This is a genomic window from Geodermatophilus sp. SYSU D00697 (assembly GCF_054050175.1).
This window is the reverse complement of record NZ_JBJGYV010000023.1, coordinates 30,171-53,054: the sequence shown is the minus strand read 5'-3', so window position 1 is coordinate 53,054 and position 22,884 is coordinate 30,171. Positions and strand designations below refer to the sequence as shown.

Below are 22,884 nucleotides of genomic sequence, written 5' to 3'. Positions count from 1 at the left end.
CACCCGGCTGCCGTGAGCCGGCCGTCCCTCACTCGCGGGGGTCCTCCCGGAGGAACGCCATGAGCCCGTCGAGCCCGGGCACCTGGTAGCTCCAGAAGGCCGTGACGAGCGCGCGGGCGTGCTCGCGGTCCCGCGCGGTCCGCAGGATGTGCGCGAGCGCGCGGCGGGTGTTGTCGAAGACGAGCTCGAGCACCTCCCGTCCGGCTCCCGGGGGCGGCTGGTCGAGCGACCGCAGCGCATGGTCGACCAGGCGCCGGACGAACGCGGCGGGATACCCGGCGAACGGCGTGCCCTCGGCCCGGTCGAGCAGGACGACGACCGCCAGGCGGTGGTCGAGCCAGAATTCGAGCAGCTCCGCGGCCGCGGGGGCGCGGTTCCCCCGGCCCTCCGCGAGCGCCGCGACCCGTGTGTCCAGCAGCCGGTCGTGCCGGCTCGGCAGGTCCGCCGGGACGACGGCGGCGAACAGCGCCTCCTTCGAGGGGAAGTACCGGTAGACGTTGGCCGTCGCCGTGGCGGCCGCCGACGCGATCTGCGCCATCGACGTGCCGCCGTACCCCTGGACGGCGAAGCCGCGCAGGGCGGCGTCCTCGATGCGCGCCCGCACCGCCGCCTTGAGGACCTGCGCCATCAGGCCGGTCGCGCCGGCAGGCGAGGCTCGGGCCTGGCGGAGGCCCACGGGGCGGCCTCCTCGAGCTCGTAGGCGAGGGCGAGGAGCAGCCGGTCGGCACCGGACCGGGCGGCGAGGTGGATCCCGACTGGCAGGCCGTCGTCTCGGCCGAGGGGGACCGACATCGCCGGGCAGCCGGCGATGTTGTGGATCGGGGTGTACCCGACCGCCTCCTCGGTGCGCCGGACCAGGGTCTCCCGGCCCGCGGCAGGGGACAGGTGCCCGGCCGGCCACGAGACGCGGGCGAGGGTCGGGCTGAGGACGACGTCCCACCGGTCGAACAGGCGCAGGTACTCGCCGGTCGCCTCCGCGAACACCTGCTCGGTGGTGGCCTGCGCGCCGCGCCCCAGCGTCGCCGCCCAGTCGATCAGCTCGAGCGTGAAGGGCTCGAGCTCGTCGGGACCGGGCGGGCGGCCGAGCGCCGGCGTGAACGCGGCGGCGACCTGCGCCATGGTGAGTGCGGCCGTGGTGAAGAAGCCCCGGCTGAGCGCGTCCCCGTCGACGTGCGGAGGGTCGACCACGTCGACGACGTGGCCCAGGGACCCGCACAGCGCGGCGGCGCGGTCGAGTTCCCGCCGGACGGCCGCGTCGGGGGCCCGGCCGGTCAGCGTGGGGACGAGCACGCCGACGCGGAGGCGGGTGTCGTCAGGACCGGTGACCAGGCCGATCGGCGGGTGCACCGCCCCGGGGCCGGTGCGTTCGGTGGCGGCCAGGAAGGCGGCGCTGTCGCGCACCGTGCGGCTCATGCAGTGCTCGACGACGAGCGCGGGCAGGCCGGGGGTCTCGGGCCCGGCCGGCGCGCCGCGCCGGTTCGACGGCTTGAAGCCGAACAGGCCGGTGAGCGAGGCCGGGACGCGCAGGGAGCCACCGCCGTCGTTGCCGTGGGCCATCGGGACGATGCCGGCGGCGACCAGCGCCGCCGAACCCCCCGACGAGCCGCCGGCCGACAGACCCGCACCCCACGGGTTGGCCGTGACGCCGTGCAGCGCGGTCTCGGTGCTGCCCAGCAACCCGAACTCGGAGCTGGTCGTCGAGCAGACGACGCTCAGCCCGGCGTCCCGGATCCGGGCGGCGTAGGGCGAGAGCCCCGGTGCCGGGGTGCCGGCCATGAGCCGGGACCCCATCGTCCACGGCAGCCCGGGCCAGGCGAGCAGCTCCTTCACGGCGAACGGGACACCGGCCAGCGGGCCCGTCGCAGGGGGCTCGGCCGGCGACGGATCGGCCAGGTGGGCGACCGCGTTGAGGTCCGGCCGGGCGTCGATCAGCGCACGCGCCGTCTCCGCGAGATCGGCGGCGGTCACCTCGCCTCGACGCACCAGCCGGGCCGTCTCGACGGCGTCCCAGGCGCAGTAGTCGTCGAAGGGGATCACCATGACGTAACAATGAACGTCTCGTTCGCGTTTGCCAAGCTCTCGGGACGCCGGTCCGCCGGCCGGCGCTACGGCGACCGCAGCGCGGGCAGCACCTCCGTGGCGACGAGGCGGTCCGAACGCGCCCGCACGCCGGGGTCGATGTCACGGGAGCCGCCCACGACCGTCACGTGGGACAGGCCGAGCCCCACGAGTTCGCGCAGCCGCCGCACGCACTCCTCCGGGCCGCCGATGACGCAGAACCGCCGTAGGAAGTCCTCGGACAGGGTCTCCGCCTGCGTCGCGTGCTCCAGCCCGTGGTGGTAGGTGTCGTAGTGCGCGCTGACGTCGGCGACGACGGTGGCGTCGGCGGCAGACAGGGACGCGCGCGAGCCGCGCTGGAAGTGGGCGGAGATGCTCGCGTTGCCGCGCACGAGCTCGTCCAGTGCGGCCTGGTCGGTCCCGACGCCGACCACGACGAAGGCCCCGACGTCGAGGGTCTGCGGGTCGAGCCCGGCGGCGGTGCGCGCCTCCCGCGCCTGACCCCCGTCGGTCGCGCACCGCTGCCGGCGCCGCGCGGCCGGGCCCGCGCCGCCCTCGTCGCGGGATCAGGCGGGCTCGGGCACGCCTCCCGGGTCGCCACCGGGGTCCTCCGGTGTCGCCTCGACCGGCGGCGGCGGGAGCGGCTGGGGCGCGTCCGGCAGCAGCTCCGCCGGGTCGTCCGGCACGGGCTCGTTCGGGTCGATCTCCGGATCCGGCTCCGGCAGCGGCACGGTCATGCGACGAGTCAACCAGTGCGGCCGCCGGGGACGGACGGCGACGGGTGGGGCTGGTGTGGCGAGCGGACCCCCACTGACGGGTTCTGCTCAACACCGCGGACGTGCGGCCGAAGGTGGCACCGAGAGTCGTGCCCCATCCGGTTGGTCCTCACCCGTCCTGGAGTGTTGATGCCTGCGAGCTCGTCCGCCCCGTCCGCCGGAGAGCTGCTCGAGCTGCAGGCGATCGTCGAGGCCATCCGCAGCTCTCAGGTGGTCGTCGAACTGGGGATGGACGGCACCGTGCTGAGCGCGAGCCAGGGGTTCCTGGACACCATGGGCTACTCCCTGGACGAGGTGCGCGGACGGCACCACCGGTTCTTCTGCGAGCCGGGGCTGGCGGAGAGTGCCGAGTACGCGGAGTTCTGGGAGCGCCTGGCCGGCGGGACGTCGGAGACCGACGTGGTCGTGAAGCGGCTGGCCCGGGGCGGCCGGGAGGTGTGGCTGCGGTCCTCCTACATCCCGATCCCCGACCCGTCCGGCCGGCCGGTGAAGGTGGTCGCGCTGGCCATCGACATCACCGAGGGCAAGGTGGCCGCTCTCGAGCGGGAGAGCCAGGCGGTGGCGATCGACCGGTCGCAGGCGGTGATCGAGTTCGCGCTCGACGGCACCATCCTCACCGCGAACCGCAACTTCCTGGACGCGATGGGCTACACGCTGGCCGAGGTGCGGGGCAAGCACCACCGCGTGTTCTGCGAGCCGGCGCTGGCCGCCAGCGACGAGTACGCCGCCTTCTGGCAGCGGCTGGCCACCGGGCGGTTCGAGGGCGGGGTGTACAAGCGGCTGGCCAAGGGCGGCCGGGAGGTGTGGCTGCAGGCCACCTACAACCCGATCCTCGACGAGGACGGCAACCCGGTGAAGGTCGTCAAGTTCGCCTCCGACATCACCGTCGCCAAGCTCGCCGACGCGGAGTTCCGCGGCAAGGTCGCCGCCATCGACCGCGCGCAGGCGGTCGTCGAGTTCAAGCTGGACGGCACGGTGCTGACCGCCAACCAGAACTTCTGCGACACGATGGGCTACGCCCTGCACGAGATCCAGGGCAGGCACCACGGCATGTTCTGCGAGCCGACGCTGGCCAACAGCGAGGAGTACGCGGAGTTCTGGGCCCGGCTGGGCGCCGGCGGCTACGAGGCCGGCGAGTTCAAGCGGCTGACCAAGGACGGGCGCGAGGTGTGGCTGCAGGCCACCTACAACCCGATCCTCGACGACGCCGGCAAGCCGCTGAAGGTCGTCAAGTTCGCCAGCGACATCACGGACGCGAAGTTCGCCGGCGCCGAGGCCCGCGGCAAGGTCGCCGCCATCGACCGGGCGCAGGCGGTCGTCGAGTACGACCTGGGCGGCCGGGTCCTGACCGCGAACCAGAACTTCTGCGACACGATGGGCTACTCGGTCGCGGAGGTCCGCGGCAAGCACCACCGGGTGTTCTGCGACCCCGCGTCCGCCGCCAGCGAGGAGTACGCGGAGTTCTGGGCCCGGCTGGGCACCGGCCGGTACGAGGCCGGGGAGTACCGGCGGCGCGACAAGGACGGGCGCGAGGTGTGGCTGCAGGCCACCTACAACCCGATCCTCGACGACGCCGGCCGTGTGGTGAAGGTCGTCGAGTACGCCTCCGACATCACCGTGGCCAAGCGGCAGCACAACGAGTTCACGGGCAGGGTGGCCGCGATGGACCGCGCGCAGGCGGTCATCGAGTTCGACCTCGACGGCACCGTGCTCGGCGCGAACAGCAACTTCCTGGACGTGATGGGCTACACGCTCGGCGAGATCACGGGCAAGCACCACCGGCTGTTCTGCGACCCCGCCTACGCCGCCACCGACGAGTACCGGCAGTTCTGGGCCAAGCTCGGCGCCGGCGACTTCCACAGCGGTGAGTACCGGCGGCTGGGCAAGGGCGGCAAGGAGGTCTGGATCCAGGCCACCTACAACCCCATCCTCGACGACGCCGGCAGGCCGTTCAAGGTGGTCAAGTTCGCCGTCGACGTCACCGCGAGCAAGCTGCGGTCGGCCGAGGTCGAAGCGCGGATCGACGCGGTGGACCGGGCCCAGGCGGTCATCGAGTTCGACCTGGAGGGCAACGTCCTGTCGGCCAACGAGAACTTCCTGCGGACGATGGGCTACTCCGTGCGGGAGATCCTCGGCCACCACCACAGCGAGTTCTGCGACGAGGACTACATCCGCTCGCCCGAGTACCGGGACTTCTGGATCCGGCTGGGCAAGGGGGAGGTGCTCGCCGGCCGCTTCCACCGCAAGGGCAAGTACGGCCGCGACGTGCACATCCAGGCCACCTACAACCCGATCTACGACCTGTCCGGCCGGCCGTTCAAGGTGGTGAAGTTCGCCTACGACGTCACCGACGAGGTGGAGCGGGAGAACCGGATCGCCACCGCCACCCGCGCCATGACCGCCTCGGTGAGCGAGCTGGCCGCGTCCATCGAGGACATCGCCCGCAGCTCCTCCACCGCGACCGGGCTGGCGGGTGAGACGCAGGACAACGCCCAGCAGGGCGTCGAGGCGCTGCGCGCGTCGCTGGAGGCCATCGCGCTGATCCAGAAGTCGTCCAACTCCATCACCGAGATCGTCCGGGTGATGGGGGAGATCGCCAACCAGACCAACCTCCTGGCGTTCAACGCCTCGATCGAGGCCGCGCGCGCCGGCGAGCACGGGGTCGGCTTCTCCATCGTCGCCGGCGAGGTGCGCAAGCTCGCCGAGCGGTCGTTCGAGGCATCCCAGCAGATCGGCCGGCTGATCGAGGAGTCGGCCGACCGGGTGGCCCAGGGCTCGGAGGTCTCCAAGCGCGCCGAGGCCGCCTTCGAGCGGATCGTCGACAGCGTCACCCGGACCAACGACACCATCCGCAGCATCTCCGCCTCCACCCAGCAGCAGCAGGCCGCCTCCCGCCAGGTCGACGAGCTCATCGCCCAGCTCGCCTCGGCCGACCGTCCGTGACCGCCACCGGCGGCCGGCCCCCGGAGGCGGCCGCCGGCACCGCCGGCGAGCGCACCGCGGAGGTCGTGTACGGCCTGCTCCGGATGGCCGACATGGACGTCGCCCTGCCGCTGTCGGCCCTCCGCGAGGTGGTGCCCTGCCCTCCGGAGCTGGCCGGCCTGCCCGCCGCCGCTCCCGGGCTGCTCGGGGCCGTGGAGCTGCGCCGGCTGGTCCTGCCGGTGCTGGACCTGGCTGCGGTCCTGGGCCGCCCGGCACCCCGGCGCCCGGGCCAGGTGGTCGTCGTCGCCGCCGTCGGCGGTCAGGTGCTCGGGCTGCTCGCCGACGAGGTCCGCGGCATCTGTCAGGTCCCCCAGGACGCGCTGGTCGCCGCCCGCACCGAGGGCGGCGGCCTGCTGTTCTCCGCCACCTTCCGCCACCCCGAGACCGGCCGGGCGCACAGCGTCCTGGACGCCGCGGCGATCCTGGCCCTGCCCGGCGTCCCCACCGTCACCGACGTCACCCGCGACGCCACCGTCGTCGGCGGGTCGGCGTCCGACGGCACCCGTCGGACGCTGACCGTGTTGCGCTGCGGGCCCTACCGGTTCGCCCTCGACGCCGCGCACGTCCACACCACGCTGCCCACCCCCGACCTCCGGCCGTCGGTGCTGACCAGCCGGACGTGCCGCGGGGTGGTCGACTTCTCCGACCGGGAGGTGCCGGTCGTCGACCCGCTCGTCCTGCTCGGCCTGGGCGAGCTCGCCCCCTCCGAGACCGGCGCCGGCCTGGTGCTCGACCTCGGCCCCGGCTACGTGGTGCTCGCGCTCAGCGAGCTGCTCGACCTGGCGCACGTGTCCGTCGAGGACGTGCTGCCCACGCCCCCGTTCGCCGTCCCCCGGCCGGACCTGGTCACCGGCATGGTCACCGTCGAGGGCCTGGGCGACTGCCTGGTCCTCGACGGCGCGGCGCTGTTGGCCGATGCCGACCTCACCGGGTTCGCCTCCGTGAACACCGCCCTGGAGACCGCGCCGGCCCACCAGGGCGACGTCGCCTCCGTCGCTGCCGCGGTCGCCGGCGGGGCGCCGTCCTACCTGATCTTCTCCGTGGGTCTGGACGTCGCCACCCCGCTGGACCAGGTCACCGAGATCCTGCCCTACCCGCGAAGCTCGACGGCCACCGCCGTGGACGGCCTGCTCGGCCTGATCACCCACCGCCGCTCCGCCGTCCCGGTGCTCTGCCTGGCGACGCTCCTCGGCCGGGGTGAGCGGCCGGTGGGCGCCGCCACCTGCCTGCTGCTGGTCGACGTCGACGGCAGTCCGGTCGCCTTCGCGGTCGACGCCCTGCGGACCATCGCCCCCCGGACGTGGACCGACGGCGAGCAGACGGTCCGCGGACCGGCCACCGACCGCGGCGCCACCCTGCGATCCGCGCCGCTCGTGCGCGTGGGGGAGGACAGCCGGCTGCTCCCCGACCTCGACCTGCGCGCCGTCGCCCGCCGCCTCCAGCAGCACCGCGCGGCCTCGCTGCCCCAGCCCCGCACCCCCGCGCCGGCGCAGCTGACCTCCTGACCGGGCTCAGTCGTCGGCCGGCCGTCTCGCGCGGCCCCGCCTCAAGGGCGCGCCGACGGGTGCCCGCACCTCGGCCCGCGGGCAGCCGACCGACGTCGTGCCCGGCGTCGACCAGAGCGAGGTCCACGGCAGCGCCCATCCGTCCCGGGTGAGGATCCCGACGTGGGTCACGAGGGCATCCTCCGTCCGGAGGCGATCCCGGTCGTCGGCACGTCGCGACGCCGAGGGGCCGGGGACGGGGCAGGTGGGTCTCGCGCACCGGCCCGGCCATGGCGAGCAGGTGCCCCACCACCCAGGCCCCCAGCTCGCCGTGGGTGACGCCGATGTCGTCGTGCGGCCCGACGTGGGTGGGGACGGCGGCTCGACGGTCACCGGGTGCGCCCGGGACCACGGTCGCCTGCCGGCCGGCTGAGGAGCGGCGGAGGGGTTGCCGACGTCCGATCAGGTGGTGATCGTCGTGGCTGACCAGGCAGCTGAGCGGGACCTGGGTCGGGCGCGTCACAGGGAGCCGGGATGCGGATCGTGCTGTTGACGGCCGGGAGTCGCGGAGACGTCGAGCCGTTCCTCGCGCTGGCCCGGCGCGCGCGGGACGACGGCCACGAGGTCCGTCTGGGCGTGACGCGCGACTTCCTCGACGGGGCCCAGGGCGTGGGCGTCGACGTCGCGCCCCTGGACGCGGACTTCACCCGAGTGGTCACCCAGCAGGGGGTCTCGGCGTGGGTCGCGCTCAGGTCCTACCGCTCCGTGGTCCGGCCCATGATGGTCGCGATGCTGCGGTCCGCTGCCGAGGCCGCGGTGGCCTTCCGCCCCGATGTGGTCGTCCACCACCCCAAGGTGCTGTCCGCGCCCGTCGCTGCCGCCCACCTGGGGGTGCCTCACGTGCTGGTGGAGCTCGTCCCGACCCTGACCCCCACCCGAGAGTTCCCCGCGGCTGGGGTCACGACGGCGGACCTGGGACGGTTCAACCCGTTGACCCATCGGGTGCTGGCCGGCGCCTCGCGGGCGTTCGCCGGGGCGCTCCGCGAGATCCGTGGCCGCCTCGGGGTGCCGGTGCGCGGTCCGCTCCCTCCTCCGTCGCTGACCGTCGTGCCGATCAGTGAGGTCCTCCTGCCGCGGCCCCACGACTGGCCGGACACCACCCGGATGACCGGGGTCTGGCAGGGCCCGCCGGCGGGTCCACAGCTCGACGCCGAGCTCGAGGCCTTCCTCGACCCCGGGGACGTCGTGTACGCCGGCTTCGGGTCCATGGCCGCCGGCGACCCCGTCGCTCGCGGGCGGGCGGTGGTCGATGCGGTCCGCGCAGCAGGACGACGGGTCCTCGTGACCACAGGATGGGGAGGCCTGCGGATCCCTGAGGACCTGACCGGCGGTGACGTCCTCGTCCGCTCCGGCGTACCGCATGCCGCGGTCCTGCCCCGCTGCAGCGCCGCCGTGCACCACTGCGGCGCCGGCACGGTGCACGCCGTCGTGCGGGCGGGGGTGGTGTCGGTGCCGGTGCCGTTCCTCGCAGACCAGCCCTTCTGGGGTGCACTGCTGCACCGGCGCGGCCTCGGCGCGGCACCCGTACCCGCGCGGCGGCTCACTGCTGACCGCCTCGGGGCGGCACTGGCCACCCTCCCCGGTCCCGGCGCCGCGGCGGACGCCGCCTGTGCGATGGCCGGTGAGGACGGCTGCCGGACCGCGATCGAGCTCCTCCGACAGCTGGCCTGAGGTCGTGTCCCCGCCGTTGCCCCCGCCGTCCGGCCCGGCCTCGGCGCCGTGAGTCCCTCGCGACCTGCAGTGAGCAGCGCCCGTCGCTGACCGGCGATCCGCCCGGGCAGCACGCAGCTCTCCTGACAGGTGATCGCGGGTCGAGCGAGGACAGCGGCGCTGCCCGAACCCCTCTGGAGGCGGTCATGACCTCGGTGACCGGTGACCGGTCGGCGGGTGTCCGGCGCGATCGACGCGCCCTGGCGTTCGCCTGGGGAGTCACCCTCCTCCTCAGCAGCCTGCCCGGGATCATCGCGGTCGAGGTGGCTGGGGTGCGCCCTGCCGCGGCTCACTGGTGGGGGTTGGCCGCCGCTGTCCCCCTGCTCGGCGTCGCGGGGCCGTGGCGGCCGGCCCGGCCCGTCCAGCGGTACCTGCTCGTGATGCTCGTCGTGTCCTGCGTGGCCCACGTCCTGCCACCGCTGCTCAGCAGCTGGATCGGGGCGGGGGGGGGGGGGGGCGGACCTCAGGCGCATCCTCGTCAGCAGGACCCTCTTCCTCGTGGTCGCAGGGGTCGTGGCCGGCCTCCTCGTCGCCGTCCTGCGGGTGACACCGGCGGAGGCGTTCCTCACGCCCGGGCGGATGGCCGCACCGAGCGGACTGAGCCTGCCCGGGACGTCGCGCACGGTGGGCTGGGCGGTGCTGGGACCCTGCGCCGCGGTCGCCCTCTCCGCTCTCGTGGCGGCCGTGACGTGGTCGGGCACGGGTCTCGACCCGACGGGCCTGGCGGCACTCGTCCTCCTGCTGCCGTGGGTCATCGGCTGCGCGGCCGCCAACGCCCTCGGCGAGGAGGTGGTGTACCGATCCGCCCCCCTGGCCACGCTGGTCGACGTCGTGGGCTCCGGTCAGGCGGTCCTCCTGACCTCGGTCTGGTCCGGGCTCGCCCACTACTCCGGCTCGGTCCCCGAGGGATTCGGGGGAGTGCTGCAGTCCGGCGTCCTGGCGCTCCTCCTCGGCTCGGCGATGGTCGCGACCAAGGGGCTGGGCTGGCCGTTCCTCCTGCACGTCGCCGTCGACCTCGTCGTGTTCGCCTCGATCGCGCTCGTCAGCACCTGAGCGGCGCACCGACCGCCCCCGGCCCGTCCCCGGTCAGCCGGCGCGGTCCTCCCGTGCCACCGACCCGGCGGCCGGATCGCACGGGCGTACCCGGCTGCGGACGCCGTCGGCACAGATCGCGCCGGAGCGTCCCGACCGGTAGGACGGGAGCGGGGCGCCGCGGGCGCCCTGATCGTTCTCCCGAGAGGACCGCGCGTGACCGCCCCCAGACTGGACACCGCCCCGTGGGTGGTCCGCGAGCCGCACGTGGACCTCGAGACGCTCGGTGTCACCGAGTCGGTCTTCAGTCTCTCCAACGGCTACCTCGGCATCCGGGGCACGCTCGACGAGGTCGAGCCGCACGGCATGCGCGGCACCTACCTGTCCGGGGTCCACGAGACCCACCCGCTGTCCTACCCCGAGGGCGGCTACGGGCACCCCGAGGAGGGGCAGGCGATGCTCAGCGTCGCCGACGGCACGCCGCTGCGCCTGCTGGTCGACGGTGTCCCGCTGGACGCGCGCGAGGTCGACCCGCAGGTCCACGAGCGCACCCTGGACCTGCGGACCGGCACGCTCGACCGCCGCGTGCGCTGGACGACGCCGTCGGGCACGTCGGTGGAGGTGTCCTCCCGGCGGCTGGTGTCCCTGGCGGAGCGGTCGGTGTGCGCGGTCCGGTACGAGGTCCGCGTGCTGGACGGGCCCGCGCACGTCGTCGTCCGGTCCGACCTGGCGGCCGGCGAGGTGACGCCGACGGGTGTGGAGAACGACGACCCGCGCGTCGCGGAGTGTCTGGACGAGGCCTTCGAGCCCCGGGCGCAGATCGGCAACGCGACCGGTGGCGCCCTGGTGGAACGGACGCGCCGCTCGGGCATCACCGTCGCCGCCGCGGTCGGTCACCAGGTCGACGGCGGACGGGTGCGCACCCACGTCGACGAGCAGCACGTCGTCACCACGGTCGCCGCCGACCTGCTCCCCGGCGAGGGCATCACGATCGTCAAGGCCGTCGGCTACAGCTGGTCCTACGACGCCGGGTCCGACTCCGTCCTCGGCGAGGCGTCGGCCGCCCTGAGCTCGGCCCTCGACCTCGGGTGGGAGGGGCTGCTCGCCGGCCAGCGGGCCGCGCTCGACGAGCTGTGGGCCAGCGCGGACGTCGAGGTCGACGGCGACCCCGAGCTCCAGCAGGCGCTGCGTTACGCCGTCTTCCAGCTGCACTGCTCCGCCGCCTGCATCTCCCGTGCCCCCGTCGGCGCCAAGGGACTGACCGGCATGGGGTACAGCGGCCACACCTTCTGGGACGTCGAGGGGTTCGTCCTGCCCGCCCTGACGCTGCTGCGCCCGGAGTCGGCGGCACGCCTGCTGCGCTGGCGCTCGGCCACCCTCGACGCCGCCCGGGAGCGCGCCGCGACGCTGGGGCTGGCGGGGGCCGCCTTCGCGTGGCGGACGATCAGCGGGCGCGAGGTCTCCGCGTACTGGCCCGCGAGCACGGCGGCGATGCACGTGAACGCCGACATCTCCCGTGCCTTCTGGCTCTACCAGAACGTCACGGGCAGGGACCTGGTCGACGTCGGCGGCCTGGGGGTGCTCGTCGAGACCGCGCGGCTGTGGATGTCGATCGGCCACGAGGACGCGGCCGGGGGATGGCACCTGTTCGGCATGACCGGGCCGGACGAGTACACCGGGGTGGTCGACGACAACGTCTTCACCAACCTCATGGCGCGGGCCAACCTCCGGCGCGCCGCCGACGCCTGCCAGAGACACCAGGCGCGCGCGGCCGAGCTCGGGGTGGACGCCACCGAGACCTCCGCCTGGCGGGCCGCGGCCGATGCCGTGCACCTGCCGTGGGACGAGGGCCTGCGCGTGCACCCGTCGAACGCCAACTTCACCACCTACCGGGAGTGGCCGTTCGAGGACCAGCGCGACGCCTACCCGGTCCAGGAGCACCAGCACTACGCGACGTTCTACCGGCGGCAGGTGCTCAAGCAGGCCGACCTCGTGCAGGCGCTGTGGTGGTGCCGGGACGAGTTCACCGCCGAGGAGGTGGCGCGCGACCTCGAGTACTACGAGGCGCGCACCGTCCGGGACTCCTCGCTGTCGGCCGCCGTCCAGGCGGTCGTGTGCGCCCAGGCGCAGCACCCCGACCTCGCCCTGCGCTACCTGCGCGAGGCCGCCCTCGTGGACCTGCGCAACGTCACCGGCGGGTCCGCCGACGGGCTGCACATGGCCTCCGTGGCCGGAGCCTGGCTGGCCTTCGTCGCCGGTCTCGGCGGGCTGCGGGAGGACCACGAGGACCTCGAGATCGCCCCGCTGCTGCCGTCCTCGCTCTCGCGCACCGCCTACTCCGTCACCTGGCGCGGCCGGCTGCTCCGCGTCGAGACGACGCGGGAGTCCACCACGGTCACGCTGGTGCGCGGCGAGGGTCCCGTGACCGTCGTCGTGGACGGCACCCCGCGGTCGGTCGAGGCCGGAGCCCCCGTCCGGGTGCCGCTCCGTGCCCCCACCCCCGTGCTCGACGAGCCGCGGCAGCCGGTCGGGCGGGAACCGCGCACCTGAGGGGGGTGCCGCCCGCCGCTCCGCTCACGGGGGGCGACCTCGTCGGCGGGCATCCGGGACGCTGCGCCCACCGGACGTTCCCGGCACCGGGGCGCCGGGGGACTCGTCCTCGTGCGGCAGTTCGCCGGTCCGCGCCGCGTCCCCGCTCGGCTCCTCCGGCGGGTGGGAGGACGCGGCCAGGGAAGCCCGTGCTGCGGCCGCGTCGGCGAGTGCCCGGTCCCGCGCCTCCTCCGCGCGCAGGCGGTCCCGCCGGCTCTCCTCGGCCCGGCGCTCGGCGCGCTCGGCGCGGTCCTCCTGTTCCCTCGCCCGCTGCGCCGCGGCATCGGCTCGCGTCTCCGCCGCCTGGACGCGGCCCTCCGCGGCCGTGGTCTCCAGCTGGGCGGCCGCCTCGGCCTGTTCGGCGCGGCTGACCGCTCGTGCGGCGTCGGCCCGTGCGCGCGCGGTCTCCGCGCGGGCCGCGCGCTCGGCCTCCAGGGCACCGTCCCGCGCCGCCTCCGCGGACGTCGCCCGCTCGTGGGCCGATGCGGCCTCGGCGAGCGCGCGGTCCCGTTCCTGCTCCGCACGGGCCGCCTCGCTGCGGGCGGCCGCGGCGTCGCGCACGGCCTCGTCGCGTCGTCGTTCGGCGTCCCGTCGCCCCGCCTGCGCCTCGTCCGCGGCCGCTCCGGCGGCGGCCGCATCGGCGCGCGCCCGCTGCGCGAGGGCCTGCGCGGCGTCGGCGTCCTCGCGGGCGGTGGCCGCCCGTTCCCGCGCGGCCGTGGCCTCGTCCCGGGCGCCGGCCGCGTCGGCCTCGGCCCGCGCCGCTCCCTCCAGTGCCTCGCGCGTCGCCCCCTCGGCGACCGCGCGCACCCGGTCGGCCAGGGACGCACGCTGTTCGGCCTCGGCGACCTCGCGGCGTGCGTCGGCGCGGACGGCCGCCCGCTCCACCTCCAGCAGCTCCGCGTCGGCGGCCCTGGTCAGCACCTCCCCGGCACGGCCCACCTGGACCTCGAACTCCGCCAGGGTCTGGCGGAGCCGGTCGGCGACCTCGGTCAGCATCTCTGCGGGGCGCGGTCCCGACGGCGGGGCGGCCGGCGTCCCCGGCGCGGCGGGTGCGCGCCCGGCCGCCTCCGCGCGGCGGGCGGCGAAGGCGGTGGTGCGGTTGTGGTCCGGGCGTGAGCAGTACGACGAGCGGCCCCCGGTCGGCGGGGGCGGGGCCACGGGGCGGTCGCAGTCCGGATAGGCGCAGGTGGCCGTGCCGGCGGTCATGGCGTCGAGTCTGCGTCCGTTCGTCCGTTTGCGCGAACGAACGAACGGTCCTTTCCCGGCAGTGGGCCAACGGCACGGGGGGCCGTAGCGCTCCATAATCAACTGTTATGGAGCGTGCCGTGGGCCCGGCCGGGGAAGTCGTGCCGTCGGGTGCCGCAGCCCTGCCGGGCGCGCCCGTGGGCGCGGCGGCGGGTGGCCTGGTGCTCCCCGGCGACGTGGAGTCGGTGGGGCGCTACCTCACCGCGGCGAAGGCCGAGTCGACCCGGAGGGCCTACGACGCGGACTTCCGCGCCTGGACCGCCTGGGCGCAGCAGCGTGGCTTCGTCCCGCTGCCGGCGGCGGACGCCGCGGTGGCGGCCTACCTGGCGGCGCTCAGCGACGCGGGGGCGAGCCCGCGCACGATCGCCCGCCGGCTGTCCGGCATCGCGCACGCGCACCGGGAGGCCGGGCAGCCCAGCCCCTCCGAGCACGCCGGCACGCGTGAGGTGCTCCGCGGCATCCGGCGCACCGCGGCCCGCGACGGCCGTCGCCCGAGGAAGGCCCGGGCGCTGGACACCCAGACGATCCGTGCGCTGGTCGAGGACCTCCCGGACGGGGTGGCCGGCCTGCGCGACCGGGCCCTCATCCTCGTCTCCTTCGCCCTCGGGCTGCGGGCCTCGGACGTCTGCGGACTGGACGTGACCGACCTGTCCCCGGCCGGGCACGGCGGCCTGGACGTCACCATCCGCTGGTCGAAGACCGACCAGGAGGGGGCCGGCGAGGTGCTGGCCCTGGCGCCCGGGGTGCGGGCGCGGACCTGCCCGGTGCGGGCGCTGCACGCGTGGGTCGACGCGGCGGACCTCGGCGGTGCCGGGCCGCTGTTCCGCAGCGTCGGGCGGGGCGCCCGGCCCCGGATCGGGCAGACCCGGATGGCCAGGTCGTCCGTGCGGCTGGTCCTGCGGCGTGCCGCCGAGCGGGCCGGCGTCCCCCTGGAGGGGCTGAGCCCCCACAGCCTGCGCCGGTCCTTCGCGACCGAGGGGTACCGGGCCGGCGTCAGCGAGCGGGAGCTGGCCCGGACGGGCCGGTGGGCCTCGGTGACCACGATGCGGGGGTACGACTCCAGCAGCCGCTGGGCGGACCCGGCGTCCGCGCGCCTCGGTCTCTGAGCGGCCCGGGTCCAGGCGCCAGGACCCGGGGCGGCTCGGCGCGAGGTGCTGCCCGTGGCTGCTGCCGTCCTGCCGTGGGTGACAGGATGCGGCGCATGGCCTCGCCAGGGGTGTCGGCCGGGCCGGACCGCACCGCGTTCGTGCTCGGTGGCGGGGGAGTGCTCGGGGCGGCCGAGGTCGGGATGCTGCAGGCGCTGTTCGAGCACGGCGTCCGGCCCGACCTGGTCGTGGGGACGTCGGTGGGGGCCATCAACGGCGCGCTCGTCGCCGCCGACCCGACGCCGGGCGCGGTGGACCGGCTGCGCGCGGTCTGGGAGGAGCTGGCCTCCCAGCGGGTCTTCGCCGGGTCCGTGCTGGCCCGCGTGGGCACCCTGGTGCGGACCCGCACCCACCTGCACCCGCGCGAGCCGCTGCGCGACCTGCTCCTGGCTCACCTGCCGGTGCAGACCTTCGCCGAGCTGCGGGTGCCCTTCCAGTGCGTCGCGGCCAGCATCGAGCGGGCCGCCGAGCGCTGGTTCACCGACGGCGTCCTGGTCGACGCGGTGCTCGCCTCCTGCGCCGTCCCCGGGCTGCTGCCGCCGGTGGAGGTCGGCGGCGAGCACTACCTGGACGGGGGGCTGGTGCACAGCATCCCGGTCGGCCGGGCGGTCGCGCTCGGCGCCGCCACGGTCTACGTGCTGCACGTCGGGCGGATCGACCGTCCGCTGCGCCCGCCCACCCGGCCGTGGGAGGTCGCCCTGGTGGCCTTCGAGATCGCGCGGCGGCACCGGTTCGCGGCGGACCTGGCGGCGCTGCCACCGGGCGTCACCGTGCACGTCCTGCCCTCGGGGGACCCGGGCCCGCCCGCGACGGGCACCCTGCGCTACCGCGACTTCTCCGGTGTGCCCGCCCGGATCGAGCGCGCGCACGCCGCGGCCCGGGAGCACCTCGAGCAGGTCGACGGGCGCCGGGACGGGGGAGCCTGAGGTGCTGCCCCCACGGCGCGTCCGCCGCGTCACCGGCCCGCTCCTCATCGGCGCGCTGGTGGCCGCGGTCGCCCTCCTGCCCGTGCTCGTGGTCGTGGCCGTGCTCGCCTCGGTGTTCCTGCCGGGGCGCTGGCGCGCGCTGCGGCTGCTGTGCTTCGGCCTGGTCTACCTGGCGCTGGAGGTGGCCGGGCTCGCCGTCGCGGCGGTGCTCTGGGTGCTCAGCGGGCTCGGTCGCCGGTTGTCGGCCCCGGCGTTCCGGGCCGCCCACTACACCGTGCTGCGCCTGCTGCTCGACGTGCTGATGCGGGCGGCGCAGCGGTTGTTCGCGCTGCGCCTGGTCACCGACGGCGAGTCCTGGTCGCCGCTGGACGACGGGGTGCCCGGCTCGACGAACGCCATGGTCGTGCTCTCCCGGCACGCCGGCCCGGGCGACTCCTTCCTGCTCGTGCACACCCTGATGGACCGCGACCACCTGCGCCGGCCGCGGATCGTGCTCAAGGACCTGCTGCAGCTGGACCCGCTGATCGACGTCTACCTCAACCGGCTGCCCAACCACTTCGTCCCGGCCGACCCGGCGGTGGGCCCCGGCCCGGAGGAGGCGATCGCGGACCTCGCCCGCGACCTGGGCGAGGAGGACGCGCTGCTGATCTTCCCGGAGGGCGCCAACTTCACCCCGCGGCGCAAGGTCCGCGCCATCCAGCGGCTCCGCGACCGCGGGCTGCTGTCGGCGGTCCGCCGGGCCGAGGCGATGCGGCACCTGCTGCCCCCGCGTCCGGGCGGGGTGGTCGCGGCGTTGGGTGCGGCTCCGCACGCCGACGTCGTCCTCGTGGCGCACACCGGCCTGGAGCACCTGAGCACGGTGCGGGACCTGTGGCGGAGCCTGCCCATGGACAAGACGCTGCACCTGCGCTGGTGGTTCATCCCGGCCGCCGAGGTGCCCCGGGACGAGGCCGAGCTGACCGACTGGCTCTACCGGTGGTGGGAGGCGATCGACGCCTGGATCGCCGCCACCTCGGCGGCAGCGCAGCTCGAGCGGGGCGGACGGCGTACCGATGCGCCGGCGCCCGACCCGACCTGAGCTCACGAGCCCGGGCGGCAGCGGGTGGCGCCGCCGGCCCGACGTCCGCACGACCACGGGAGGCCCCGGGGGCCGCCGCCGGCGACGCGGGCCGGGTCCGTGGTGTCGTCGGAGGGCGTCCCGGGTGCGTGGTGCCCTACGTCGAGGAGCGACACCGGTCGCCGTCGTCAGGCGGCAGACCCCGGGCACCGGCGCCACCTAGCGTCGCGGGGCGACGGCGACCCGCCGGGGCGCCGAGACGACCAGCGAGAGGACGCACGGAGATGTCGCGCACGAGACTCACTACGGTGGCGCTCGTCGCCGTCGTGTGGACCGCGATGCTGTCCTTCGGCGGTGTCGCCGCCGAGACCGTGATGCTCTACCCGAACATCTTCGGCGACCCCCCGGCGTCGCTGGACCGGGCCCGGGCGTTCCTGGTCGCGGGAGGTCCCAGCGACTACTTCCCGCCCCTGGGCGCCGCAGTGGTGGTCAGCGGCCTGGCCGCGACGGTGTTGACGTGGCGGGAGCCGCGCCTGCGGTGGTGGGTCCTCGGCGCGGCCGCGGTGTTCGTCGCCTGCGACTTCGTGTTCTCGGTGCTCTTCTCCTGGCCGCGCAACGAGATCATGTTCGTCGACCCGGCCGGCACGCACCCGCCGGAGTACCTGCGCCAGGTCGCCGGCGAGTTCGTCGCCGGCCACCGGGTGCGCCTGGCCGGCGGCGCGCTGACCGCCGCGCTGACCTTCACCGCGCTGCTGCGCTGGGTCCGGATCACCGCCCGGGTCCCGGCTGCGGCCGAGCCGGTCGGTGCCGGCCGGTGACCGCTGTCGTGGCCGTGCCGCTGTGCCGCACCGGGCCCGCGGTCGGCCGTCGCGGGGCCGGACGCAGCCCGTCCCGGTCGTCGCCCGGCAGCGAGGAGCCCACAGCATGACCGCGACCCCGTCCGGCCCCGACCTGCGGGTGCTGCACCTGCCGACCGGCGAGACGATCCGGGTCCTCGCCTCCGGTCAGGACAACGGCGGCGCCGCACTCGAGGTCGACGCGCTCCTCCCGCCGGGTCTGGCCGGCCCGCCGCGGCACCGCCACCGCACGCAGACCGAGACCTTCACCGTGCGCGAGGGACGGCTGCGGGTGGTCGTCGGCCGGGACACCCGTGTGCTCACCGCGGGGGAGACGGTGACGGTCCCTCCCGGGGTGACCCACGGCTTCGCCAACCCCTTCGACGAGCCGGCGCGGATCCGCATGCGGGAGACCCCCGCCGGGCCCCTCGAGGAACAGTTCCGTGCGCTCGCCGGCAGCGGCCGGTTCCCACCGATCGGTCTGCTGGCCACGATCAACGTGCGCCACGGCCTGCCCTTCGCCGTCCACGGCGTCCCGGACCTGGTGCAGGAACCGGTGTGGCGACTGCTGGCGCGCGCCCACCGGCTCCGCCTCCGGCTGTGGGCGCCCGCGCGACGGTGAGGGTCCCCTCGGGCGGTCGCCGCGCCGACGCGCGAGGACGTCCGCCGACCCGTCGGGCTTCCTACCCTGACGTCGTGCCCGATCCCAGGGACGTCTCCGCGCACGGCGACGAGGTGGACCCACGCCGGGCCGACCTGCTGCTCGCCGCGGCGCAGACCCTCGCCGTGGCGCTGGTCATCGCGGCCGACCTGGAGGGGACCGGCCGGGCGACCCTCGGCGCCCACGTGTTCGCCGTCGGGTTCGGCGCCCTGGCCCTGGCGGGTCGCCGCGCTCCTCGCCTGGTCCTGGTGCTGACCGTCTCCTGCGTCTTCGCCTACTACGCCCTCGGCTTCCCTCCCATCGGCATCGTCCTGCCGGCCGTCGCCGCCCTCTACCGCGCGGCCGACGTCGGTGCCCTCCGCTGGGCGGTCGCAGCGGGGACGGTCCTGGTCGCCGTGGCCGCCTGGGCCCGGGTCGCCGAGGGGCTGCCCACCAGGTACCTGCTCAGCTACGAGTTCCTCACCAACGTGGCGCTCGCCGCCGCGGCGATCGCACTCGGCGTGAGTGTCCGTGCCCGCCGGGAGGCCCGGCTCTCCCAGCAGCGGCTGCGGGCGCTGGCGGCCGCCGAGCAGGCTCGCGAGGCCGAGGGCCGGCTGCAGGCCGAGCGCGTGCGCATCGCCCAGGACCTGCACGACTCCGTCGGCCACGCCATGTCGGTGATCGCCCTGCACGGCAACGTCGCCGCCGAGGCCATCGGCCGCGACGACGAGGTGGCCCGGCGGGCGGTCGAGCAGATCGGGCTGGCGACCTCCGCCCAGCTGCGGGAGCTGCGGGCCACGGTGAAGCTCCTCCGGTCCCCCCGGGGTGACGTCGAACGCGGAGCGGTGGGCCTCGCCGGGCTCGGGCGGCTGGCCGACGCCGCCCGGGAGGCCGGGGTCGTGGTGGACCTCGACGTCAGCGTCGGCGAGGTCCACCTGGACCGGGCCGTCGAGGCGGCCGCCTACCGGATCGTGCAGGAGTCGCTGACCAACGTCATCCGGCACTCGGGAGCCACCCACGCGGCGGCCACCGCCACCGTGCGGGGGGACCGGTTGGAGCTGGTGGTCGCCGACGACGGTCCCGGAGGTCGCCCGGCCGGGCCGTCGTCCGCGGGGAGTGGTCAGGGGCTGGCCGGCATGCGGGAGCGGGCCGAGGTGCTCGGCGGGCAGCTCACCACCGGGCGCAGCGCGACCGGCGGATTCGAGGTGCGCGCGGTGCTGCCGGTGAGGTTGGACCCGTGATCCGGGTCGTGCTCGTCGACGACCAGGAGCTCGTGCGCACGGGTCTGCGGACCCTCGCCGAGCACGACGGCGACATCACCGTCGTCGGCGAGGCCGGCACCGGTCGCGCGGGCCTGGCCCGCATCCGCGAACTGCGCCCCGACGTCGTCCTCATGGACGTCCGCATGCCGGAGATGGACGGCCTCCAGGCGACCCGCGAGGTCGTCGCGGACCCGCAGCTGCGCGACGTCCGCGTGCTGGTGCTCACCACCTTCGACGAGGACGAGCACGTGTTCGAGGCCATCCGCGCCGGCGCGGCCGGCTACCTGCTCAAGGACGTCTCGCCGACGGACCTGCGCCAGGGGATCCGCGTCGTGGCCGCGGGCGAGTCGCTGCTGTCGCCCTCGGTCACCCGGACGGTGCTGCGGTCCCTGGCCGACCGGCTGCAGGCCACGGTGGACGACACGCCGCTGCAGGCGCTCACCGGGCGGGAGACGGAGGTCCTCGCCCTCGTGGGCCGGGGCCTGTCCAACGAGGAGATCGGCCGGGAGCTGTTCCTCTCCCCGGCCACGGCGCGCACCTACGTCTCCCGGCTGCTGACCAAACTCGGTGCCCGCGACCGCGCCCGGCTGGTGGTGCTGGCCTACGAGACCGGGCTCGTCGTCCCGGGGACGTGAGCCCGCCCTCCGAGGGGGACCGACCGGCCGCGCGTGTATCAGCGGGCCCCGCCCGGCACTCCGTCCGGTGCAGGCGCGGACCGGCCACCGGCTCGGGGGAGTGGCCGGTCCCCGCCGCAGGCTCTCCACCCGAACCGCACCCGGGAGTGGCCCATGTCGGCGCAGGAGCTCGGTCGCGAGGGCCCGCAGGTGCCCTACGAGGCACTGCTCACCGGTCTCCGCCGGTTCATCCGGACCGAGGGGGAGTGCTACCTCGACGATCCGAACGTCTGCTCCATCGGCCTCGGCCACAAGGTGGCCGACGGCCGGGAGACGCCGGAGCTGGCGGTGCAGTTCACCGTGGAGGAGAAGTGCGCCGAGCCGGAGGCCCTCACCGCGCTGGGCACCACCCCGGTCCCGGAGTCGATCACGGTCGCGGGCGTCCGGATCCCGACCGACGTGCTGGAGCGCCGCTCCCTGCCGGCGTTCACCGGGGAGGACGACGGCCCCCCACCCCGCGGCTTCGTGCGTCTGGAGGACCTCCTCCTGGAGCTCGAGGTCGCGGGACTGCGGGTGGGCGCCGCCGACGTCGACCGGCGACCCCGGGAGGGAGCCCTCCGCCGGTAGCGGCCGCCGAGGGGCAGGGCCCGGCGCTCAGGCGTGCCGCTGTCGCCGGACGCGCCCGCGACGACGGCCGGAGGCGGTGCGGCCGGCCGGTCCACGGGCGCGGTGCCCCTGACGCCGGCCGAGCGGTGCGCGTGGGGGAGCGGGAACGGGACGTTGCCGGGCGTCGGTATCAGCGGCGCCCTCCCGTCGGTCCGATCCACGGGCGGCCGGTTCGGCGCCCGGGTCGACTCCCCGACCAGCCGGCGCGGACCCCGCGTCCCGCGCCGCAGGCGACTCCGACAAGGCGAACCGATGAAGATCTACGACCCCGCGGACGGCGTCGTCTACGTCCACCTCGGCCGCGACGAGGACCGGTGCCCGCCTCTCCCGGCCGGCGCTCGTCCCTGCACCTCGCTGCCCGCCGGATACGCCAACACGTCGATGCGCGCCCGCCTCCGGCTAACCGAAGACGCCCTCGGCCAGGGAGTGCAGCGCGCGCATGCCGGGGGCGAACAGGTACTCGGTGCCGCGGGTCACCACGAGGTCGGGTCGCACCGGGACGAACCGGGGGCGCCCCTCGGGCATCGGGATGGTCATCTTGTCGCTCCCCCCGGCGCCCCCGGCGAACCAGTCACGGTCGTCGCCGAGCCCGAAGCTGTCGCCGTCGTTGCACCAGTGCACCTGGATGGTCTCGAACTGGCGGGCGATGTCGGCGTTGAAGCAGAGGAACAGCAGCCCGCGGCGCCCGGGATCGCCGTCGGCCTCCGGGTCGTAGGGGTCCCCGTAGGGCATCCCCCGGCGGATGATCCGGTGCCGGGCGGTCAGCCGGCCGCTGTCCCGGAGCGCCCCGCCGAAGTCGAGCGCGTCCCGGGGGTTGACCCGGCGCACGTGGGCCCCCAGCGGGCACCGGTGACCGTCGCGGTCGTCGGGCAGGTACCGGAAGTCGTTGGCCGGCTGGTCGACCGCCACGTCGCTGAGGTCGCCCGGAGCGCGGTACGGCTGGCTCTCCAGCGGCGTGCCGTCGCGCCAGCGACCCATGACCTTCGCCGCGACGAGCTCCGGGGGCAGCCCCGTGCGGCGCGCCGCCTCGGCGAGCAGGGCCCGGAAGGCGGGCACGTCCTGCTCGAGCTTGCGGTAGACGACGTAGGTGCCGTTGCGGACCAGGTCCGGGTGTGGCTCGGTCTCCACCTGACCGTCCTCGTCGCGGTGGCCGAGGAGGAACTCGCCGAGCCGTACCGGCCGCCACCCGCCACCCGGCAGGGGGACGCCGACGCCGCTGTCCCAGGGCGCCCGGTGGCTGCTCGGCCGGTCGACGCCCTCGATGTCGGGCTGGGAGAACCCGTCGGCGTAGCCGAAGTGCTCCCGCCGGTGGGCCAGCTCGTGCGTCTCCTGCACGTCGGCGACCGTCAGGCCGGGGACGGCCTCGACCTCGCCGCGCCACCGGTCCCGTTCCCGCGCCAGCGCGTCCCGCTCCCGCGTGCAGGCGGTCAGCACCAGGTGCACGTGGCCGGTGCCCAGGTGGCGGTCCCACCCCCGCGGGTCACTGGGCCCGACGTCGCCCAGCGCGGCGGCCCGGTCGCGGGTCGACGCGCGGAACGCCTCCGGGAACCGGGCCAAGAGCGCCGGCCGGAGCCCCAGCCGCTCGAACCCGCGGTAGGTGACCGCGACGTTGAGGGTGGCGTCGGGCCGCTCCTCCTGCGGCCAGCGGGCCGCGGTCGTCACCCGCCCCTCGACCCGGCGGAGGCACTGCCGGGCCGCCTCGGCGGTGTCGGCGTGCACGAGCAGGTGGACGGCGTGGCCGAAGCCGTAGCCGTTGAGGATGTTGCCCTGGACGTCGTCCAGGGGGAGCGCGCTGTCCATGG

Annotated in this window: 18 protein-coding genes and 1 pseudogene; 13 read left to right on the top strand and 6 right to left on the bottom strand. The window is 75.6% G+C overall.

The window, feature by feature from the left end; translation table 11 throughout:
- Positions 1–28: 28 nt before the first annotated feature.
- The 4 genes and pseudogenes from ACI79C_RS18495 to ACI79C_RS18480 form a co-directional block, all read right to left on the bottom strand.
- Entirely contained in the window at positions 29–676 is a 648-nt protein-coding gene (locus ACI79C_RS18495; protein WP_456947146.1) for a helix-turn-helix domain-containing protein, read from the bottom strand.
- Positions 628–2,040, bottom strand: coding sequence for an amidase (locus ACI79C_RS18490; protein ID WP_456947145.1), 1,413 nt, complete (start codon positions 2,038–2,040; stop codon positions 628–630). The genes ACI79C_RS18495 and ACI79C_RS18490 overlap by 49 nt, the downstream gene beginning before the upstream one ends.
- 65 nt (positions 2,041–2,105) lie before the next feature.
- Positions 2,106–2,546: pseudogene (locus ACI79C_RS18485) on the bottom strand (LLM class flavin-dependent oxidoreductase); the annotation flags it as partial.
- A gap of 78 nt (positions 2,547–2,624) precedes the next feature.
- On the bottom strand, positions 2,625–2,795 hold the full coding sequence (locus ACI79C_RS18480; protein WP_456947144.1) for a hypothetical protein: 171 nt from the start codon (positions 2,793–2,795) through the stop codon (positions 2,625–2,627).
- A gap of 168 nt (positions 2,796–2,963) precedes the next feature.
- On the opposite strand from ACI79C_RS18480, the gene ACI79C_RS18475 reads away from it, so the two are divergent.
- The 5 genes from ACI79C_RS18475 (at position 2,964) to ACI79C_RS18455 (ending at position 12,652) form a co-directional block, all read left to right on the top strand.
- Entirely contained in the window at positions 2,964–5,777 is a 2,814-nt protein-coding gene (locus tag ACI79C_RS18475; protein ID WP_456947143.1) for a methyl-accepting chemotaxis protein, read from the top strand.
- Positions 5,774–7,321 (top strand): chemotaxis protein CheW, encoded by a 1,548-nt coding sequence (locus ACI79C_RS18470; RefSeq protein ID WP_456947142.1) that lies wholly within the window; start codon positions 5,774–5,776, stop codon positions 7,319–7,321. Before ACI79C_RS18475 ends, ACI79C_RS18470 begins: the two co-directional genes overlap by 4 nt.
- 513 nt (positions 7,322–7,834) lie before the next feature.
- Complete coding sequence (locus tag ACI79C_RS18465; RefSeq protein ID WP_456947141.1) at positions 7,835–9,031, top strand: glycosyltransferase; 1,197 nt, start codon at positions 7,835–7,837, stop codon at positions 9,029–9,031.
- 537 nt (positions 9,032–9,568) lie between these two features.
- Positions 9,569–10,123 (top strand): CPBP family intramembrane glutamic endopeptidase, encoded by a 555-nt coding sequence (locus ACI79C_RS18460; protein ID WP_456947140.1) that lies wholly within the window; start codon positions 9,569–9,571, stop codon positions 10,121–10,123.
- A 195-nt stretch (positions 10,124–10,318) separates the two neighbouring features.
- Positions 10,319–12,652: a glycoside hydrolase family 65 protein gene (locus ACI79C_RS18455; protein ID WP_456947139.1), complete on the top strand. Its 2,334-nt coding sequence runs from the start codon at positions 10,319–10,321 to the stop codon at positions 12,650–12,652.
- 24 nt (positions 12,653–12,676) lie between these two features.
- Here ACI79C_RS18455 and ACI79C_RS18450 read toward each other — a convergent pair whose 3' ends face one another.
- Positions 12,677–13,897 carry a hypothetical protein gene (locus tag ACI79C_RS18450; protein ID WP_456947138.1) on the bottom strand — a complete coding sequence of 407 codons (1,221 nt, stop codon included), beginning with the start codon at positions 13,895–13,897 and terminating at the stop codon, positions 12,677–12,679.
- Between the two features lie 107 nt (positions 13,898–14,004).
- On the opposite strand from ACI79C_RS18450, the gene ACI79C_RS18445 reads away from it, so the two are divergent.
- From ACI79C_RS18445 to ACI79C_RS18410, 8 genes are all read left to right on the top strand, one after another.
- Positions 14,005–15,042: a site-specific integrase gene (locus tag ACI79C_RS18445; RefSeq protein WP_456947137.1), complete on the top strand. Its 1,038-nt coding sequence runs from the start codon at positions 14,005–14,007 to the stop codon at positions 15,040–15,042.
- Between the two features lie 95 nt (positions 15,043–15,137).
- Complete coding sequence (locus ACI79C_RS18440) at positions 15,138–16,007, top strand: patatin-like phospholipase family protein (RefSeq protein WP_456947136.1); 870 nt, start codon at positions 15,138–15,140, stop codon at positions 16,005–16,007.
- Position 16,008: 1 nt separating this feature from the next.
- Positions 16,009–17,085 (top strand): lysophospholipid acyltransferase family protein, encoded by a 1,077-nt coding sequence (locus ACI79C_RS18435; protein ID WP_456947135.1) that lies wholly within the window; start codon positions 16,009–16,011, stop codon positions 17,083–17,085.
- A gap of 287 nt (positions 17,086–17,372) precedes the next feature.
- Positions 17,373–17,882: a hypothetical protein gene (locus ACI79C_RS18430; RefSeq protein ID WP_456947134.1), complete on the top strand. Its 510-nt coding sequence runs from the start codon at positions 17,373–17,375 to the stop codon at positions 17,880–17,882.
- 106 nt (positions 17,883–17,988) lie between these two features.
- Positions 17,989–18,522, top strand: a complete 534-nt coding sequence (locus ACI79C_RS18425) for a cupin domain-containing protein (protein WP_456947133.1) — start codon at positions 17,989–17,991, stop codon at positions 18,520–18,522.
- Between the two features lie 74 nt (positions 18,523–18,596).
- Positions 18,597–19,781, top strand: coding sequence for a sensor histidine kinase (locus tag ACI79C_RS18420; RefSeq protein WP_456947132.1), 1,185 nt, complete (start codon positions 18,597–18,599; stop codon positions 19,779–19,781).
- On the top strand, positions 19,778–20,437 hold the full coding sequence (locus ACI79C_RS18415) for a response regulator (RefSeq protein ID WP_456947131.1): 660 nt from the start codon (positions 19,778–19,780) through the stop codon (positions 20,435–20,437). Before ACI79C_RS18420 ends, ACI79C_RS18415 begins: the two co-directional genes overlap by 4 nt.
- Positions 20,438–20,590: 153 nt before the next feature.
- The gene (locus ACI79C_RS18410) at positions 20,591–21,043 is read left to right on the top strand and encodes a hypothetical protein (protein WP_456947130.1); all 453 of its coding nucleotides are present in this window, start codon (positions 20,591–20,593) and stop codon (positions 21,041–21,043) included.
- Positions 21,044–21,481: 438 nt separating this feature from the next.
- Here ACI79C_RS18410 and ACI79C_RS18405 read toward each other — a convergent pair whose 3' ends face one another.
- Positions 21,482–22,882, bottom strand: a complete 1,401-nt coding sequence (locus ACI79C_RS18405) for a Dyp-type peroxidase (RefSeq protein ID WP_456947129.1) — start codon at positions 22,880–22,882, stop codon at positions 21,482–21,484.
- Positions 22,883–22,884: the final 2 nt, after the last annotated feature.